Genomic DNA, 18,364 nt, shown 5'->3' with positions numbered 1-18,364 from the left:
TGTATCGACTAATTAAACAATACCTTGTGCAATCATAGCATTGGCTACATTTTCAAAGGCAGCGATATTGGCTCCTGCAAGGTAGTCAGTACCAAGACCATATGTTTCAGCAGTTGTTTTAGCAGTGTTGAAGATGTTTGTCATGATATCTTTGAGGCGTCCATCAACTTCTTCACGTGTCCATGAAAGGCGAAGGCTGTTTTGGCTCATTTCAAGGGCTGAAACGGCTACACCACCAGCGTTGGCAGCTTTGGCAGGTCCGTAAAGGATTCCGTTTTCTTTGTAGACTTTAATCGCATCAAGGTCACTAGGCATGTTGGCACCTTCAGATACACAGATAACGCCTTGAGCAACTAAGCGTTTAGCCGCTTCACCATTGATTTCGTTTTGAGTCGCACATGGAAGAGCGATGTCGTAGTTCCCAGCGTAAGTCCAGACAGAACCTTCATGGTAAGTAGCAGTGGCTTTTTCAGCAGCGTACTCTGTCAAACGGGCACGACGGTTATTTTTCACATCTGCTAGAAGATCAAAGTCGATACCGTTTTCATCGATGACATAACCGTTTGAGTCAGATACAGAGATAACAGTCGCACCGAGTTCAGTCGCTTTTTGAAGAGCGTATTGAGCTACGTTACCAGAACCTGAAATGACCACTTTCTTACCTGCAAAACTGTTACCATTTGCTTTGAGCATTTCTTCAGTATAGTAAACCAAACCGTAACCAGTGGCTTCTGGACGAATCAAGCTACCACCGAATCCAAGAGGTTTACCAGTCAAGACACCCGCATCAAATTGATTAAGGCGTTTGTATTGTCCGTAAAGGTAACCAATTTCACGTCCACCAACTCCGATATCGCCGGCTGGGACGTCAAGTGATGGTCCGATGTATTTTTGCAATTCAGTCATGAAGCTTTGGCAGAAGCGCATCACTTCAGCGTCAGTCTTTCCTTTAGGATCGAAGTCTGATCCCCCTTTACCTCCACCGATTGGAAGTCCAGTCAAGACGTTTTTAAAGATTTGTTCGAAGCCGAGGAATTTCAAGATCCCTTGGTTTACAGTTGGGTGGAAACGAAGTCCGCCTTTATATGGTCCAACAGCTGAGTTGAATTGAACACGGTAACCACGGTTGACTTGGACTTTTCCATCACGGTCCACCCAAGGAACACGGAAAGAAATCACGCGCTCAGGCTCAGTGATACGTGCCAAGATGTTTTCTTCGATATACTCGGGATGTTTTTCAAATACAGGTTCCAAAGTGCTGAAGAATTCTTCAACCGCCTGGAGAAATTCAGCCTCATGCCCGTTACGAGCTTTCACAGTTGCAAACACGCTTTGGATATAGTCTTTAGCAGATGTCATATCGTTCTCCTTTTGTTGTTATATTTTATTACATGAGCCATTATAGCAGAATTTTTTTTGAGTGTAAAGAAAAAAACAGAAATTTTCTAAAAATTCTTTCAATTTACAAAACCGAACGTTTTATATAGAAATTAGTTTCTCAAAGAGAAAATCTTAAAGTATGGTATAATATTAGAAATAAAAGGAATCTGGAGGATCAGAATCATGGTATCAACGAAAACACAAATAGCTGGCTTTGAGTTTGACAATTGCTTGATGAATGCAGCGGGTGTTGCTTGTATGACGATAGAAGAGCTTGAAGGGGTCAAAAACTCAGCAGCGGGTACTTTTGTCACAAAGACAGCGACCTTGGACTTTCGTCAGGGAAATCCTGAACCGCGTTACCAAGATGTTCCGCTTGGTTCTATCAACTCCATGGGCTTGCCAAACAATGGTTTAGACTATTATCTGGACTATCTTTTGGATTTGCAGGAAAAAGAGCCAAACCGAACTTTCTTCTTATCTCTAGTCGGCATGTCTCCAGAAGAAACACATACCATCTTGAAAAAAGTTCAAGAGAGTGAATTCAAAGGACTGACAGAGCTTAATCTATCTTGTCCAAATGTTCCAGGAAAACCTCAGATTGCTTATGATTTTGAGACAACAGACCGTATCTTGGCAGAAGTTTTTGCCTACTTTACCAAACCTCTTGGAATTAAGCTCCCACCATATTTTGATATTGTCCACTTTGACCAAGCGGCAGCTATTTTTAACAAGTATCCACTCAAATTTGTTAACTGTGTTAACTCTATCGGGAATGGTCTCTATATCGAAGATGAGTCTGTCGTTATTCGCCCTAAAAACGGTTTTGGAGGCATTGGTGGAGAGTATATCAAACCGACTGCTCTAGCGAATGTGCACGCCTTTTACCAACGTTTAAATCCCCAAATCCAAATCATCGGAACGGGTGGCGTTCTTACGGGTCGTGATGCCTTTGAACATATCCTCTGCGGTGCGAGTATGGTGCAAGTAGGGACCACTCTTCACAAAGAAGGTATCAGTGCTTTTGAACGCATTACCAATGAACTGAAAGCTATTATGGCGGAAAAAGGGTACGAGAACCTAGAAGATTTCCGTGGGAAATTGCGCTATATTGATTAAGTTTAATAAAAAATCAGAAGAAAGGAGAGATGATGCTAGCCATTGAAGACAGTCAGAAGTTGACTTTATCAAATCTATCTAGCTTGAATCTATTTACAGGAACAGATCAGGGCCAGTTTGAAGTTATGAAGAGTCAGGTGTTGAGGCAGATTGGTTATGATCCAGCTGATCTCAATTTTGCTTACTTTGATATGAAAGAAGTAGCTTATAAAGACTTAGAGTTGGAGTTGGTCAGTCTCCCTTTCTTTGCGGATGAGAAAATCGTGATATTAGACCATTTTGTCGATATCACAACAGCCAAGAAACGCTTTTTAGCAGATGATGAGCTCAAGTCGTTTGAAGAATACCTTGATAACCCTTCACCAACAACTAAGTTATTGATTTTTGCAGAAGGAAAGTTAGATAGTAAAAGACGGCTGGTCAAATTGCTCAAACGAGATGCGACTGTCTTTGATGCTATTGAACCCAAGGAACAAGAACTCCGCCAGTTTTTCCAAAAATGGAGTCAGACACAAGGTCTGCAGTTTGCGGAAAAATCTTTTGAAAATCTACTCATCAAGTCTGGTTTTCAGTTTAGCGAAATCCAGAAAAATCTCCTCTTTTTACAGTCTTATAAGTCAGATGGCATGATAGAGGAGAAGGATATTGTCGAGGCTATTCCAAAGACCCTGCAGGACAATATTTTTGATTTGACTCAGCTTATCTTGGGCAAAAAGATCGACCAGGCGCGCGACTTGGTTAGAGACTTGACCTTGCAAGGGGAAGACGAAATCAAGCTCATAGCTGTCATGTTAGGACAGTTTCGAACCTTTACCCAAGTGAAGATTTTATCAGAGACTGGTCAGACGGAATCGCAGATTGCAAGCAGTCTGGGAACTTATTTGGGGCGCAATCCTAATCCTTATCAAATCAAGTTTGCATTGAGAGATTCGAGAGGGATTTCCATTTCCTTTCTCAAGCGAGCGATTTCTTATTTGATTGAAACAGACTACCAGATTAAGACAGGTGTCTATGAAAAGGGGTACCTGTTTGAAAAGGCACTTTTGCAGATCGCGGCAGAGGCAAATTGAGCAAAAAACTTGAAAAAAGAGGATGATTGCGTTATCATTTTCATATAGAAAGAAAAAGAGGTATTACAGATGGCTATTATCTTACCAGACCTTCCATACGCATATGACGCTTTGGAACCATACATCGATGCAGAAACAATGCACTTGCACCATGACAAACACCACCAAACTTATGTCAACAATGCAAATGCAGCTCTTGAAAAACACCCTGAAATTGGTGAAGACCTTGAAGCTTTGCTTGCTGATGTAGATTCTATCCCAGCTGATATCCGTCAAGCACTTATCAACAATGGTGGTGGACACTTGAACCACGCTCTTTTCTGGGAATTGATGACTCCTGAGAAAACAGCTCCATCAGCAGAACTTGCAGCAGCAATCGACGCAACATTTGGCTCATTTGAAGAGTTCCAAGCAGCCTTTACAGCAGCAGCTACAACTCGCTTCGGTTCTGGATGGGCATGGTTGGTTGTTAACAAAGAAGGGAAGCTTGAAGTGACTTCAACAGCAAACCAAGACACACCAATCTCAGAAGGTAAAAAACCAATCTTGGGCTTGGACGTTTGGGAACATGCTTACTACGTGAAATACCGCAACGTGCGTCCTGACTACATCAAAGCTTTCTTCTCAGTCATTAACTGGAACAAGGTAGACGAGCTTTACGCAGCAGCTAAATAATAAAATATGGAGGGAAGAATTGTTCTTCTCTTTTTAAAGTTATAAAGCAGAAGTCTGACAAAATCGTCAGACTTTTTTCATTTTTATGAGAAACGTGCTAACTGCTAGAAATTATGGTAAAATAGAGTGTTAAGTAATCGTGGAAAAGGAAGACTATGCGTAAAGAAATTGCACCTGAATTATACAACTATAACAAGTTTCCTGGCCCAGAATTTCATGTGAATGGGGATAAGGTTGAGACTGAAGGGATTGCTTTTACCTTGGTTGAAAATATCAAGGATGCTTTCGATGTGACAGTCTTTAATCAACGCTTCTCAGAAGTGTTGACCAAATTTGATTATGTCGTGGGGGACTGGAGTAATGAACAGCTCCGCCTACGTGGCTTTTACAAAGACGATCGAACAGAGGAAAAAATTGAAAAAATCAGTCGCTTACAGGATTATCTTTTAGAGTATTGTAGTTATGGTTGTGCTTATTTTGTTCTAGAAAATCAAGCACCGAAACGGGCTTCATTTGACAAGAAAATGCGTAAAAAGGAAGAGGAAAACCTTCCTAGAAGAGGCAAGAAACCTTCGCAAAACAAGAGAAAATCAAATACGGATAAGCGAAATAGACGTCGTCTTAAGGACCAAAAGTCTCAGAAAGAGGACAAGGGACAGCGCCATTTTGTCATTCGTCAGAAATAGATAGAGAATAAGGAGAAGAGATGAAACCGTCTATTTATAGTTTAACACGTCAAACCATGCAAGAATGGGTTTTAGAACAAGGAGAAAAGAAATTCCGAGCAGATCAAATCTGGGAATGGCTCTACCGTAAACGTGTCCAGTCGTTTGAAGAAATGACCAACCTTTCCAAGGATTTGATTGCCAAGCTTAATGACCAGTTTGTGGTCAATCCATTGAAACAGCGGATTGTACAAGAGTCTGCTGATGGTACTGTTAAGTATCTTTTCGAGTTGCCAGATGGCATGTTGATTGAGACAGTACTCATGCGTCAACACTACGGTTTGTCAGTCTGTGTGACCACTCAGGTTGGCTGTAATATTGGTTGTACCTTCTGTGCATCAGGCTTGATCAAGAAGCAACGTGACCTCAATAACGGGGAAATCGTAGCACAGATCATGCTAGTTCAGAAATACTTTGACGAACGTGGTCAGGACGAGCGTGTCAGTCATATCGTTGTCATGGGAATTGGTGAACCATTTGATAACTACAACAATGTTTTGAATTTTGTCCGTACCATCAATGATGACAAGGGGATGGCAATCGGTGCTCGTCACATCACAGTTTCAACTTCCGGTTTGGCCCATAAAATTCGTGACTTTGCTAATGAAGGTGTACAGGTTAATCTGGCTGTTTCCCTTCACGCACCCAATAATGAATTGCGTTCAAGCATCATGAAGATTAACCGTGCCTTTCCGATTGAAAAACTCTTTGCTGCTATTGAGTACTATATCGAAACAACCAATCGCCGTGTGACCTTTGAATACATCATGCTCAATGAAGTCAACGATGGTGTAGAACAAGCCTTGGAGTTGGCGGAGTTGCTCAAGAACATCAAGAAATTGTCTTATGTAAACTTGATTCCTTATAACCCTGTTAGTGAGCATGACCAATATAGCCGTAGTCCTAAAGAGCGCGTGATGGCCTTCTACGATACCCTCAAGAAAAAAGGGGTCAACTGTGTTGTCCGTCAAGAGCATGGTACAGATATTGATGCAGCTTGTGGACAATTGCGTTCTAATACAATGAAACGTGACCGCCAGAAGGCAGTCGCAGCGGTAAATCCATAAAATGACTAGAAAAAGAGAATTAATCTTGAGATTGGGAGTGGCTATTTACAGTCTATGCATTGTCTGTTTTTGTTTTACTCCCCAGCCTCAACTTCCTACAGGAGTGGAAACTCCAGGTATTCAAACTTTTGAACGCCTGGTTTTTCTTTTAACTCCCTTAAACTCCCTGTGGAATCTGGGTGAAGTGACCAGTTTGGGACAAGTCCTTTGGATCTTTTTGCAGAACATTTTAAATGTTTTCTTGCTTTTCCCACTAGTCTTTCAACTGATCTATCTCTGTCCAAACTTGCGGCAAACTAAAAAAATCATCCTTCTCAGTTTTTTACTGAGTCTAGGAATTGAGTGTACGCAACTGGTTTTAGACTTTTTCTTTGATTTTAATCGCGTCTTTGAGATTGATGATTTGTGGACCAACACCTTGGGAGGCTATCTGGCTTGGCTCCTCTATAAAGGATTGCATAAAAACAAGATAAGGAATTAGAATGAGTATCTTAGAAGTTAAAAATTTGAGTCACGGTTTTGGTGACCGTGCGATTTTTGAAGACGTTTCTTTCCGTCTCCTCAAGGGAGAGCATATCGGTTTAGTCGGTGCCAATGGTGAAGGAAAATCAACCTTTATGAGCATCGTGACTGGTAAACTGCTACCAGATGAAGGGAAGGTTGAGTGGTCTAAGTATGTGACCGCTGGCTATCTGGACCAGCACGCTGTGCTAAAAGAAGGACAAACCGTGCGTGATGTTTTGCGTACAGCCTTTGATGAGCTTTTTAAAGCAGAAGCTCGTATCAATGACCTCTACATGGAAATGGCAGAAGAGGGAGCAGATATCGATGCGCTGATGGAAGAAGTTGGCGAACTCCAAGATCGTTTGGAGAGTCGTGATTTTTATACTTTAGATGCCAAGATTGATGAAGTAGCGCGTGCCCTTGGTGTCATGGACTATGGTATGGATACAGACGTAACAGCCTTGTCAGGTGGACAAAGAACCAAGGTGCTCTTAGCTAAACTCCTCCTTGAAAAGCCAGATATCTTGTTACTGGACGAGCCAACCAACTACTTGGATGCCGAACACATTGACTGGCTCAAACGCTATCTCCAAAACTATGAGAATGCCTTTGTCCTTATTTCGCACGATATTCCATTCCTCAACGACGTGATTAATATCGTCTACCATGTGGAAAATCAACAATTGACTCGCTATTCTGGAGACTATTACCAGTTCCAAGAAGTCTATGCTATGAAGAAATCTCAGTTGGAAGCGGCCTATGAACGTCAACAGAAAGAGATTGCAGACCTCAAGGATTTCGTGGCTCGAAACAAAGCCCGTGTTGCAACGCGTAATATGGCCATGTCCCGTCAAAAGAAACTGGACAAGATGGACATCATCGAACTTCAAAGTGAGAAGCCAAAACCATCCTTTGATTTCAAACCGGCTCGTACACCTGGGCGCTTTATCTTCCAAGCCAAGGACTTGCAGATTGGTTATGACCGTCCCCTTACCAAGCCTTTAAACCTCACCTTTGAACGCAATCAAAAGGTTGCCATTATTGGGGCAAATGGTATCGGGAAAACAACTCTCTTGAAGTCTCTCTTGGGAATTATTCCTCCCATTGCTGGGGAAGTTGAACGCGGTGATTACCTAGAACTTGGTTATTTTGAGCAAGAAGTAGAAGGTGGCAATCGCCAGACTCCTCTAGAAACGGTCTGGAACGCCTTTCCAGCACTCAATCAGGCAGAAGTTCGTGCAGCCCTTGCTCGTTGTGGTTTGACAACTAAGCATATCGAAAGTCAGATTCAGGTCTTATCAGGTGGGGAACAAGCCAAGGTGCGTTTCTGTCTCTTGATGAATCGTGAAAACAATGTTTTAGTGCTGGACGAGCCGACCAACCACTTGGATGTAGATGCCAAGGATGAACTCAAACGGGCGCTTAAAGAATACAAAGGAAGCATTCTTATGGTTTGTCACGAACCAGACTTTTATGAAGGCTGGATGGACCAAATCTGGGACTTTAACAAGCTAACTTAAAAGCAGTAAAAAAGCCAAGTCATTTAGACTTGGCCTTTTTGACTAGTAATTTAAGAAGCTTTCAACTTCAGCTTTCTCAATTTCTTTACCATAGTGGCAAATCGGACAAGAAACGAAGTAAGTTTTACCGTAAGGAAAAAGTGGAATCCAGTAGAGGGTAAATTTGCGTCCAGTTTCTACAATCTCCCAAGTGTCAACATTGTTACAGTGACCACATTCGATCGCAGTTTGCGTATGTCCCAAATCTTTCTGATATCCTTTAGAACCCCAAAATAGAATCATATCATCGTCTCCTTATCTGCTGATGGCTTATTTTTTGCTGAAGTCGTAGTCCTTGACTACTTCGATACTATCAATGGTGATAGCAGAAGTCGGTTTGTCTTTCTCATCTTTTTCAGCTTTGGCAATCTTGTCAACAACGTCCATGCCATCGATGACTTGACCAAAGACAGGGTGTTTGCCGTCTAGACTCGGATTTCCACCTTCTTTATAGGCTTCGATGATTTTCTTTGGATACTTGCTTGTAGGGAGTTTAGCTGAAATATCTGTTGAGTTTTGGTTGATGAAGAACTGGCTACCGTTGGTGTTTGGTTGACCAGTGTTAGCCATAGCAAGGGCTCCTCGGATATTGTATAGGTAAGGAGAGATTTCATTTTTGAAACCAGTTCCTTTGTCCTTCGTTTTATCCTTATCATGCCAGATAGATTGGCCCCCTGTACCATCTCCCTTAGGATCTCCAGTTTGGACCATAAAGCCATCGATGACACGGTGGAAGGTGATGCCGTTATAGTAGCCTTCTTTGGCGTGAGTAAGGAAGTTTTCAACGGCTAGAGGAGCGAGTTTAGGGAAGAGTTTAATACGAATATCACCCTGACTTGTGTGGAGAACCACTTCGGCTTCATCTTCAGCAACTTCCTTAGAAAGTTGAGGGAAGTTGGCATTTTCATTGGTCAAAGCGTCATTCAAATCTTTGGCAGCCTGAGCAGCTGCTTTTGAGCTTTCTTCTGCTGCAAGACTAGAGTCGACATAGTCATCACCACGGAGACCACGTTGGATACTAGTGCACCCAGCAAGGGCAACAGTTGATAGTAAAAGAAGGGTTGCTAGTTTTTTCATTATTTTCCTCTCAAAAATTCATTTCTACCATTGTACCTTAAAAGTAAGGTGATTTCAAATGTTAATGATTTTACTAAAAATTCCGAGTAGTTAAAAAATTAAAAGTTTGTCAAGTTTTTTTCTTGACACCTGTCGAAAATCTGCTATAATAGAACATGTGCTAAATAGCTCAGCTATTTCACCGAAATAAAAAATAAGAAAAGAGACATTAAAAAATGGCAGTTAAAATCCGTTTGACTCGTATGGGTTCTAAGAAAAAACCTTTCTACCGTATCAACGTAGCAGACTCACGTTCACCACGTGACGGACGTTTCATCGAAACAGTTGGAACTTACAACCCACTTGTTGCTGAAAATCAAGTAACTTTGAAAGAAGACCGCGTTCTTGCATGGTTGGCTGATGGAGCTCAACCTTCAGATACAGTTCGCAACATCCTTTCAAAAGAAGGCGTATTGAAAAAATTCCACGATTCTAAATTCTCAAAATAAGTTTAAAGTAGGTTGACAGATGGATACGATTGAAAATCTCATTATTGCGATTGTGAAACCTTTGATTTCACAACCTGATGCCTTAACTATCAAGATCGAAGACACACCAGAGTTTTTGGAGTATCACTTGGATCTTGACCAAAGCGATGTCGGTCGTGTTATCGGTCGTAAGGGTCGCACTATTTCTGCGATAAGAACGATTGTCTACTCTGTCCCAACTGAAGACAAGAAAGTAAGAATCGTTATCGATGAAAAATAAAAAAGCGGGACAGATGTCTCGTTTTTTTTGTGAGGAGGAGAAGATGAAGGATTTAACGCTTAGACAATTACAAGCTTACTTACTAGATCATTACCAGCAATCTCGAACTGAGGAAGGCCTCTTTATCAAGCTAGTGGAGGAAGTCGGAGAGGTAGCAGAGGTCTTGAATGGGCGCTCTGGTCGAAAAGAGGGTGTCCAGGACTCAAATGAGGAACTAGCCAAAGAACTGGCTGATATTATTCACTACACTGTCGCAATTGCAGCTATTAACGACATTGACCTAACCAAAAGCATCTTTGACAAAGATAAGAAGGGTGCCATTAAGTACCAACATGAACGAGATTTGGAAGGATTTTTGGAAAACCTCCAAGAAAACTAGGAGTAATCTCTTTTCACTAATATGAAAGGTGTCTCCTAGCTTACGCTAGCTAGTAAGAAAGAATGAGAAATCAATGAGACCAGAGGATTATGCATGGAATGAGTTTGAACGAACTGCCTATAAGACTAAAATGAATCACCTACCTAGTCCTTACAAAGTTGCCATTTGGGACGACTCTGAGAAAAGATTGGAACTAGAACAAATACTGGATAGACTTCCTCAGAAAGAACTAGCTCGATGGGCATTAGAGAACTCGCGAGATTTCTTATCTTTAATTGATATTGGTGATGAAGGTGAGAAAAATAAAATAATTCGGCAAGCTTATGAGGCTTTTGATGCACGATTGAGAAATGAGTTCACACCTCATGAGTTGAGAAAAGCAGGTTTCGCAGCAAATCTCCTCTCTAAAAATGCCCAAAACCGAATCGCTAAGTACGCTGCCAGAGTCTTTGTACAAGCTATTTCAACAGCCCATATGCGAGGACATGCCATCGTTTCCGCGGATTATGCTATCAAAGTAAGGAATCTCCAAGAAGCAGACAAGTTAGAACTTGTGAGACAAGAACGAGAAAAGCAGATCAGACTGGCTGAATCCTTTTTAGCTAATGTAATAGATAAACGGTGAAAGAAGGAATAAAATACCAATCCTAGAAATAGCATCTAGGATTTTACTATGCTAAAATGGATAGACAGTCTCAAAGAATTCTAGTCAATCAATCTTGAGAATAGCTATTTTTAAAGGGAGTAACATTCTATGAACGAGAAAACAAAAGCTTACCTAGCAGCCTTATCCTTTTCAGCAATCATTGGTTTTTCTTTTTTATTTACTAAAATTGCTTTAGGCTATGCCAGTCCTCTCACAAACTTAGCACATCGCTATACAATCGCTGCTTTGGTATTGGTCGTCCTTCATCAAATCAAACTTATCAAAGTGAGTTTAAGTAGAAAAGATATTCTTTCTATTTTTCCTATGAGTTTTTTCTATCCACTCTTCTTTTTTATTTTCCAATCCTTTGCTTTACAGTATATAACGTCTTCTGAAGCAGGAATTTTACAAGCGCTTGTCCCGATTTTTACTCTCCTTTTAGCATCAGTCTTTCTCAAGGAAAAGACAAGCTTGCTACAAAAGTTCTTTTTAATTTTATCCGTAGCAGGAGTAGTTTTCATCTTCCTTAGCAAAGGAGCGAACTTTGGTACAGAGACTGCTAGCTTGGGCTTTCTCTTGATGTTGGGATCTGTTCTCGCCAATGCAATAAACAATATCCTCAGCAAGTCCAAAGGAGGTCGCTATCGGGCTATGGATATGACATCTGTTGTGATATTTGTTGGTTTCATCACCTTTAATATGCTAAGCCTAACCTCGCACTATCTAGATGGCAACATACTAGCCTACGTAGAGCCGCTTGGACAGATGCCCTATCTGCTTTCCATCCTCTATTTGGGAATTCTAGCTTCTATCGTGACTGGTAGTCTCTCTATCTATGCTATCGTTCGCCTCGGGGCATCAACCGTCAGTGTCTTTGGTAATCTTGGAACAGTTTTGACCATTCTAGCTGGGGCGCTTATCCTCCACGAACCGATTTATAGCTACCATGTCATCGGAGCAACTTTGATTATTGCTGGAATTTTAGGCATGAATCTGATGAGAAAAAAGTAAAGATTGCTTAGCAGTCTTTTTCTTTATCTAAATGATGCAGAAAATTCAAAATTTTTAATAAAATCAAGTTTAGAAAACCATGATTTTAATATAGCATGATAAAATAGATACAAAGAATGATATCAGGATAAAGAGGAGCGAATGTAGTAATGAAGCCAAATGATATTGCTGAAGCTATTGCTTTTTATAACAGAGAACACGAGATGTTGAAACGTCACCTTATAGCAGTCGTAGATTGTGATTTGGTTGTTTATCATCGTCCTGGGAATGCAAATAAAGGCCACATTATTTTCTATCATGGAGCTTGTGGACGCAGTCAGATGTGGGCCCACCAGTATGATGCTTTTGATGGATTTGACCTTTACTTTGTAAATGTTAGAGGGCAGGGTGAATCACCTATGAAAGTTGGGCTACCCGACTTGGAAGGCGCTATTCAAGATGTAGATGCCATTTTGTCCTATTTTAAGCTGGATAAGGTGATATTGGTTGGTCATTCTTGGGGAGGAAATCCACTTCAAGAGTATACCTATCGCCATCCAGAAAGAGTCCTAGCCTTGGTCATGGTAGATAGTTGGGGACAGCATCGTTACCTATCAGATAAAGAAAGAGGTCGAATCAAATATAGTTCTCTTATGTACAAAACGATTCCTTGGAAGGTGATTGCTGATAAGAACTCAAAAATGTGTACTGATAACCCTATCACAAGAGAATTGGTCAAGACGGCCATTATAGAAACTGGGCGAGATGTTTTCTTGAACCTTGGGATCACAGGGTTCTTGGCAGTCCATGAGATAGAAGGATATGAAGAAAATCCTCCCATGCTATTAGTAAGAGGCGAAAACGATTTTCCTAAACACCTAAAAAAAATCTATGATGGTATCATTGCTCTAAATCCCAATGCGCGTCAAGTAACGATTTCAGATAGCAAACACCAACCTATGAATGACCATCCTGAAGAGTTTAATCAGATAGTTGGTGATTTTTTTGAAGAAGTAGTAGCCTTGTAAGATAGGACCTATTCAACTTGTGAAAATCCCTGTAACATGATAAAATAAAGGATAGAAATAGATACAGGAGACAAGATGAACTACTTTAATGTTGGGAAAATCGTCAATACGCAGGGTCTGCAGGGTGAGATGCGAGTCTTGTCTGTGACGGATTTTGCTGAGGAACGGTTTAAAAAAGGGGCAGAGCTGGCTTTATTTGATGAAAAAGACCAGTTTGTTCAAACAGTGACCATCGCTAGCCACCGTAAGCATAAGAATTTTGACATTATCAAATTCAAAGACATGTATCATATCAATGCGATTGAAAAGTACAAGGGTTATAGTCTCAAGGTCGCTGAGGAAGATTTGAATGATTTAGATGATGGTGAATTCTACTATCACGAGATTATTGGTTTGGATGTTTACGAGGGAGATAACTTGGTTGGAACCATCAAGGAAATTCTGCAACCAGGAGCCAATGATGTCTGGGTGGTAAAGCGAAAAGGTAAGCGAGATTTGCTTTTACCTTACATTCCGCCAGTAGTTCTCAATGTTGATATTCCAAACAAACGGGTTGATGTGGACATCTTAGAAGGGTTAGATGATGAAGATTGATATTTTAACCCTCTTTCCGGAGATGTTTTCTCCGCTAGAGCACTCGATCGTTGGAAAGGCTCGAGAAAAAGGGCTCTTAGATATCCAGTATCATAATTTCAGAGAATACGCTGAAAAGGCCCGTCATGTTGACGACGAGCCCTACGGAGGCGGTCAGGGGATGTTGCTCCGAGCTCAACCCATTTTCGATGCTTTTGATGCTATTGAAAAGAAAAATCCCCGTGTCATACTTCTTGATCCTGCTGGGAAACAGTTCAATCAGGCTTACGCTGAAGATTTGGCCCAGGAAGAGGAGCTTATCTTTATCTGCGGTCACTACGAAGGGTATGACGAGCGCATCAAGACCTTAGTAACCGATGAAATTTCTCTAGGAGATTATGTCCTGACTGGTGGTGAGTTGGCAGCCATGACCATGATTGATGCTACAGTTCGCTTGATCCCAGAAGTGATTGGCAAGGAGTCTAGTCACCAAGATGATAGTTTTTCTTCAGGACTTCTCGAATACCCCCAATACACACGCCCTTATGACTATCGAGGCATGGTGGTGCCAAATGTGCTTATGAGTGGGCACCATGAAAAAATTCGCCAGTGGCGACTGTATGAGAGTCTAAAGAAAACCTACGAGCGCAGACCTGACTTATTAAAAAATTACCAATTTACAGCAGAAGAAGAAAAGATGCTGGCTGAAATCAAAGAAAACAAAGAATAAAGGAGAACCTTATGCAAGTAATCAAACGTAACGGAGAAGTTGCCGACTTTGATCCAGATAAAATTTACCAAGCTGTCCTAAAGGCAGCTCAGACAGTTTATGTTTTGACAGATGATCTACGTCAAAACCTAGCTCAAGTTACTAAAAAAGTAGTCTTGGACTTGGAAGAAGCAAAAGTAGAACGTGCGACCATCAGTATGATCCAATCAATGGTTGAAAATCGTTTGCTGGGAGCAGGTTATATCACCATTGCAGAGCACTATATCTCTTATCGCTTGCAACGTGATTTGGAGAGAAGTGGGTATGGTGATCATATCGCAGTTCACCTTCATTTTGAACAAATTCGTTAAGAAAAAGAGTGGGATGCAATGAACATCTCACTCTTTCTTAAATAGACTTTTCTGTGCTTTTTCTACCGTAGAAGGGACAAAACGGATTCTCTTGATGTCACCAATCCGAATGATACGTGTCACATTTCTAGTGAAATTTTTGACAATAATCTGCTGACGACTGACATCATATTTGACAATATCACCCGTAAAACTTGTATCAGCTAGTATGATATGAACAGCAGATTTTTTCTGGATAGCCTGCTCGATTGTAGCTGTTAGGGAGTTGTCTTCGGTTTGATGAGGTTCGTCATTTCCATTGAGAAAACTCTGTAGTTTGTTTAGTACAAGTTTAAATGTTTGTCTCATAAGATCCTCCCTTCTTATCTATCCATATTATATAAAAATTTCCTAAAATCCACAAGGTTTTTACGAATAGACTAGTGAAAGCATATCACATAAAGGAGTTAAAAATGGCAGAATTTACATTTGAAATCGAAGAACACTTACTGACCTTGTCCGAAAATGAAAAAGGCTGGACAAAAGAACTAAATCGAGTTAGCTTTAATGGTGCACCAGCAAAGTTTGATATTCGAACTTGGAGCCCTGACCATACCAAAATGGGCAAAGGAATCACGCTTTCCAATGAAGAATTTCAGGTAATGGTTGATGCCTTTAAAAGGGGGCAATAAAAGATCTTGAGTTAATCTCAAGATCCTTTTTTATGACACGATATAATTACATAGAGAAGTCTTAGCTAGCTGGATGAAAGTATCCCTGAATTCCTTAGGCGGTATTGGATTTTCTTTGCGAATCCAGACCTCGATGAATGAAATTGCCATGGTTGTGATAATGTGGGCGATGTCTTGGTCACTAAAACCAAATTTTTTACTGTAATGAACGTTTTTCAGAACCCATTTAGAGTATGTATCACGCAAAAATTCTCTCCAACAAGGGTCAGCTTGGGAATTATAAAGAGTACTGATAACTTCACGTTTTTCATAAATGAGTGGAAGAATATAGTCCGCTAAGAAGGTGATGGGATCGCCATCTCGATCAGGAAGGTATTGGTCAAAAATATTGAAGATCTGTTGGTCAGTTTCCTTATGAATGTAGGCAACGATATCTTCAAAGTTGTTAAAATGCTTTTGATAAATCGCTTGTCGTGAGATACCAGCTTCAGCAGCAATTTCAGTTATTGTAAAGGAACTACGTTGAGGATTCTTCTTAGCTAGTGTGATGAGAGCTCTAATGATTAGCTCACGAGTATTCTTTGGCATAGGATCACCTTTCTACTTATAATTATTTACAGTTATTTTTGAATGAAGAAAAATCAAAAAGTTCAAGTTAATATAAATTATCAATGAACATAAAATTTTCTGAATCTTTTAGGTAGCTCTATTGTATCACAATTAATTTATAAAATATAGCTCTATCAGTGAAAATGCGTTTTCTGAAAAGTATACAATTATAAACCTTTCAAAAACAATGGAAGCTTATTTGGTTTGAATCAATTAGAATACTTTTCTACTTTGCATATCGTGAAAAGCTGTAATTTGAAGGATAAAACGATTAATATTCATGACAGTATAAGAATAGTCAAGTAGCTAAATAGTGTACAGTTGATTCTTAGAAAGGAAATAGTCCAGAACATTTGTTCTGGACTATTTTTTATCTTGAAAAATAAGTAAGGCTTTTCAATCGTTCTAGTAGGGGACGACCAATGAAACTAATGGCAATGATCTTACCAAGGTCAGGGAGGATAAAGGGAAGGACACCAACTGCAAGCGCCTTATCGAATGGCATCCCAGCAAGGAAGTGGAGGCTGAGAATACCTCCGACAAAGACGAGGGAGTCACCCAAGAGGTTGGCTAGGAAAATGCGAATGTAGCCACTATTTTGATGGATGAGATAAGATGTAAGTCCAGCATAGACAAGATCGAACCAAAGATAGCCTGCGCTTGGGCCGACTAAAACGTGAAATCCAGCTCCTCCCCCTGCAAAAACAGGTAAACCAATGGCACCCAGCAGGAGATAGAGAGCTACAGATAGAACAGCTTCTCTGGGTCTAAAAACAGTAGCAATCAGACCGATCGCAAAGTTTTGTAGAGTGAATGGGACAGGACCGATAGGGAGACTGATTTGTGCCAAAACGGCGATGAGAGCCGCACCGATAGCAGGGATAGCGTAGATATGAGCTTTTTTCAAAACTGTTAACCTCTTTTCAAAATTATAGTAACTATTATACTAATTCAGAAGAAAAAGTCAACCTATTTTTTATAACGAGGTAACAATTTTGTAACAGCCGATTTTATATGTAAAAAGAGACCTCTTCAGGTCTCTTGCGATAACTAGCGCATGGTCACAAATTCTTCAGAAGCAGTTGGGTGGATAGCTACTGTGGCGTCAAAGTCTGCCTTGGTTGCTCCCATCTTGATAGCGACTGCAAATCCTTGAATCATCTCATCCACTCCGTATCCTAGTCCGTGAAGGCCAACAACTTTTTCATCATCACCAGCTGTGATGAGTTTGAAGCGTGATTCTTGACGATGGTTTGTAACGGCAGAGTACATAGATGCAAAGCTTGACTTGTAGACTTTGATGTTATCTTGGCCGTATTCTTTGATAGCTTGATCTTCAGTTAAACCGACTGTTCCGATTGCTGGGTGGGAGAAGACAACAGTAGGGATAGTCGTGTAGTCCATCTTAGCACTTGTTTGCCCATTAAAGAGACGTTCAGATAGGGTACGTCCAGCCTTGATGGCTACTGGAGTTAGTTCCTTCTCACCAGTGACGTCTCCGAGGGCATAGATGCCATCTACAACTGTATTTTGATACTCATCCACTTGGATAAATCCACGTTGGTTGAGTGTGACTCCAGCCTTTTCTAACTCCAATCCGTCTACATTTGGACGGCGGCCGGTAGCCCAGATAACTTGGCTCGCAGTGTGATTAGAACCATCTTCAAAATGAATCGTAATGCCTTGCTCTGATTCTTCTAGTTTGACTGGTACCTTATGGGTGTGCAAAGGAAGGCCTGTTTTTTCCATTTCATTGACAAGACCTTCAACGATGTAGCTGTCAAAACCACGTAAAGGACGATCTCGGCGGACGAACAAATCAGTTGTTACACCGAGTGCATGGAGAACACCAGCTAGCTCAACAGCGATATAGCCTGCGCCTAGTATAGCAACGGATTCAGGAAGTTGCTCCCAAGCAAAGACATCGTCTGAGCTACCACCGAGTTCAGCTCCAGGGATAGTTGGGATGCTTGGGCGAGCACCAGTCGCAATCACGATATGTTTGGCACGAATCAATTCACCATTAACACTGACAGTGTGAGAATCAACAAAATGAGCACGCCCCTCAATCAAATCAACTCCGTTGCGTTTGAAACTTCCATCATAAGATGAGCGAGCGCGATCGATGTAGGCTTCACGGTTTTGACGAAGTTTTGCGAAATCAAATTGAACATTTGAACTCGTAAACCCATAGTCAGGACCGTAGTGGTGGAAGCTTTCAGCGATTTGGGCTCCATACCACATGATTTTCTTAGGAACACAGCCAACGTTGACACAAGTTCCACCTAATTTTTTCTCTTCGATAACAGCTGCTTTGGCGCCGTGTTCACCAGCTCGGTTCATAGTGGCGATGCCGCCACTCCCTCCACCGATGGCGATGATATCATATTCTCTCATAGAAAACTCCTTATAGCTTTGATAGTCATATTCTATCGTTTTTACTATTTGAATGCAAAAATCTGCTA

At 40.9% G+C, this 18,364-nt stretch carries 24 protein-coding genes; 17 read left to right on the top strand and 7 right to left on the bottom strand.

Annotation, left to right across the window (positions count from 1 at the left end):
• Positions 1–12: 12 nt before the first annotated feature.
• Positions 13–1,359: an NADP-specific glutamate dehydrogenase gene (gdhA, locus tag ADI74_RS00760; RefSeq protein ID WP_049536397.1), complete on the bottom strand. Its 1,347-nt coding sequence runs from the start codon at positions 1,357–1,359 to the stop codon at positions 13–15.
• A gap of 204 nt (positions 1,360–1,563) precedes the next feature.
• Between gdhA and ADI74_RS00755 the strand changes: the two genes are divergently transcribed.
• From ADI74_RS00755 to ADI74_RS00725, 7 genes are all read left to right on the top strand, one after another.
• Entirely contained in the window at positions 1,564–2,499 is a 936-nt protein-coding gene (locus ADI74_RS00755; RefSeq protein WP_049536395.1) for a dihydroorotate oxidase, read from the top strand.
• Positions 2,500–2,531: 32 nt separating this feature from the next.
• Positions 2,532–3,569, top strand: coding sequence for a DNA polymerase III subunit delta (gene holA, locus ADI74_RS00750; RefSeq protein ID WP_000879624.1), 1,038 nt, complete (start codon positions 2,532–2,534; stop codon positions 3,567–3,569).
• A gap of 69 nt (positions 3,570–3,638) precedes the next feature.
• Positions 3,639–4,244 carry a superoxide dismutase SodA gene (gene sodA, locus ADI74_RS00745; protein WP_000974728.1) on the top strand — a complete coding sequence of 202 codons (606 nt, stop codon included), beginning with the start codon at positions 3,639–3,641 and terminating at the stop codon, positions 4,242–4,244.
• Between the two features lie 155 nt (positions 4,245–4,399).
• Positions 4,400–4,930, top strand: coding sequence for a YutD family protein (locus ADI74_RS00740; protein WP_049536393.1), 531 nt, complete (start codon positions 4,400–4,402; stop codon positions 4,928–4,930).
• A gap of 20 nt (positions 4,931–4,950) precedes the next feature.
• Entirely contained in the window at positions 4,951–6,036 is a 1,086-nt protein-coding gene (rlmN, locus tag ADI74_RS00735; RefSeq protein ID WP_000804762.1) for a 23S rRNA (adenine(2503)-C(2))-methyltransferase RlmN, read from the top strand.
• A 1-nt stretch (position 6,037) separates the two neighbouring features.
• Positions 6,038–6,517 carry a VanZ family protein gene (locus ADI74_RS00730; RefSeq protein WP_049536391.1) on the top strand — a complete coding sequence of 160 codons (480 nt, stop codon included), beginning with the start codon at positions 6,038–6,040 and terminating at the stop codon, positions 6,515–6,517.
• Position 6,518: 1 nt separating this feature from the next.
• On the top strand, positions 6,519–8,060 hold the full coding sequence (locus ADI74_RS00725) for an ABC-F family ATP-binding cassette domain-containing protein (RefSeq protein ID WP_049536389.1): 1,542 nt from the start codon (positions 6,519–6,521) through the stop codon (positions 8,058–8,060).
• Between the two features lie 42 nt (positions 8,061–8,102).
• Here the strand turns inward: ADI74_RS00725 and ADI74_RS00720 are convergent, their stop codons facing one another.
• Both ADI74_RS00720 and ADI74_RS00715 read right to left on the bottom strand, forming a co-directional pair.
• A complete protein-coding gene (locus ADI74_RS00720; protein ID WP_080980321.1) occupies positions 8,103–8,342 on the bottom strand; it encodes a zinc-ribbon domain-containing protein in 240 nt (79 codons plus the stop codon).
• 27 nt (positions 8,343–8,369) lie between these two features.
• Entirely contained in the window at positions 8,370–9,176 is an 807-nt protein-coding gene (locus ADI74_RS00715) for a peptidylprolyl isomerase (protein WP_049536388.1), read from the bottom strand.
• Between the two features lie 215 nt (positions 9,177–9,391).
• Here ADI74_RS00715 and rpsP point away from each other — a divergent pair, with 215 nt between their 5' ends.
• The 9 genes from rpsP to ADI74_RS00670 all read left to right on the top strand — a co-directional run bounded on the left by rpsP (position 9,392) and on the right by ADI74_RS00670 (position 14,619).
• Positions 9,392–9,664: a 30S ribosomal protein S16 gene (gene rpsP, locus ADI74_RS00710; RefSeq protein WP_000268760.1), complete on the top strand. Its 273-nt coding sequence runs from the start codon at positions 9,392–9,394 to the stop codon at positions 9,662–9,664.
• Between the two features lie 19 nt (positions 9,665–9,683).
• Positions 9,684–9,923, top strand: coding sequence for an RNA-binding protein KphA (gene kphA, locus ADI74_RS00705; protein ID WP_000379617.1), 240 nt, complete (start codon positions 9,684–9,686; stop codon positions 9,921–9,923).
• A 43-nt stretch (positions 9,924–9,966) separates the two neighbouring features.
• Entirely contained in the window at positions 9,967–10,302 is a 336-nt protein-coding gene (locus tag ADI74_RS00700; protein WP_080980324.1) for a MazG nucleotide pyrophosphohydrolase domain-containing protein, read from the top strand.
• 73 nt (positions 10,303–10,375) lie between these two features.
• Complete coding sequence (locus ADI74_RS00695) at positions 10,376–10,927, top strand: putative immunity protein (protein WP_049536386.1); 552 nt, start codon at positions 10,376–10,378, stop codon at positions 10,925–10,927.
• 129 nt (positions 10,928–11,056) lie between these two features.
• Complete coding sequence (locus ADI74_RS00690) at positions 11,057–11,959, top strand: DMT family transporter (protein ID WP_049536385.1); 903 nt, start codon at positions 11,057–11,059, stop codon at positions 11,957–11,959.
• Positions 11,960–12,108: 149 nt separating this feature from the next.
• Positions 12,109–12,966: an alpha/beta fold hydrolase gene (locus ADI74_RS00685; RefSeq protein ID WP_049536384.1), complete on the top strand. Its 858-nt coding sequence runs from the start codon at positions 12,109–12,111 to the stop codon at positions 12,964–12,966.
• 75 nt (positions 12,967–13,041) lie between these two features.
• Positions 13,042–13,560, top strand: coding sequence for a ribosome maturation factor RimM (gene rimM / locus ADI74_RS00680; protein WP_042902149.1), 519 nt, complete (start codon positions 13,042–13,044; stop codon positions 13,558–13,560).
• Positions 13,550–14,269, top strand: coding sequence for a tRNA (guanosine(37)-N1)-methyltransferase TrmD (gene trmD, locus ADI74_RS00675; protein ID WP_049536382.1), 720 nt, complete (start codon positions 13,550–13,552; stop codon positions 14,267–14,269). The genes rimM and trmD overlap by 11 nt, the downstream gene beginning before the upstream one ends.
• 11 nt (positions 14,270–14,280) lie before the next feature.
• Entirely contained in the window at positions 14,281–14,619 is a 339-nt protein-coding gene (locus ADI74_RS00670; protein WP_001196053.1) for an ATP cone domain-containing protein, read from the top strand.
• Positions 14,620–14,646: 27 nt separating this feature from the next.
• Here ADI74_RS00670 and ADI74_RS00665 read toward each other — a convergent pair whose 3' ends face one another.
• Positions 14,647–14,967, bottom strand: coding sequence for a hypothetical protein (locus ADI74_RS00665; RefSeq protein WP_049536380.1), 321 nt, complete (start codon positions 14,965–14,967; stop codon positions 14,647–14,649).
• Positions 14,968–15,071: 104 nt separating this feature from the next.
• Here ADI74_RS00665 and ADI74_RS00660 point away from each other — a divergent pair, with 104 nt between their 5' ends.
• Positions 15,072–15,290, top strand: coding sequence for a YdbC family protein (locus ADI74_RS00660; RefSeq protein ID WP_049536379.1), 219 nt, complete (start codon positions 15,072–15,074; stop codon positions 15,288–15,290).
• 30 nt (positions 15,291–15,320) lie between these two features.
• Here the strand turns inward: ADI74_RS00660 and ADI74_RS00655 are convergent, their stop codons facing one another.
• From ADI74_RS00655 to gor, 3 genes are all read right to left on the bottom strand, one after another.
• Entirely contained in the window at positions 15,321–15,878 is a 558-nt protein-coding gene (locus tag ADI74_RS00655) for a TetR/AcrR family transcriptional regulator (RefSeq protein WP_049536378.1), read from the bottom strand.
• Between the two features lie 391 nt (positions 15,879–16,269).
• Positions 16,270–16,806, bottom strand: a complete 537-nt coding sequence (locus ADI74_RS00650) for a biotin transporter BioY (protein ID WP_049536376.1) — start codon at positions 16,804–16,806, stop codon at positions 16,270–16,272.
• Positions 16,807–16,949: 143 nt separating this feature from the next.
• The gene (gor, locus tag ADI74_RS00645; protein ID WP_049536374.1) at positions 16,950–18,296 is read right to left on the bottom strand and encodes a glutathione-disulfide reductase; all 1,347 of its coding nucleotides are present in this window, start codon (positions 18,294–18,296) and stop codon (positions 16,950–16,952) included.
• Positions 18,297–18,364 lie beyond the last annotated feature (68 nt).

Origin of the sequence: Streptococcus pseudopneumoniae, assembly GCF_001074565.1 — a bacterium.
Taxonomy (GTDB): domain Bacteria; phylum Bacillota; class Bacilli; order Lactobacillales; family Streptococcaceae; genus Streptococcus; species Streptococcus pseudopneumoniae_J.
This window is presented reverse-complemented; position numbering and strand designations above follow the sequence as displayed.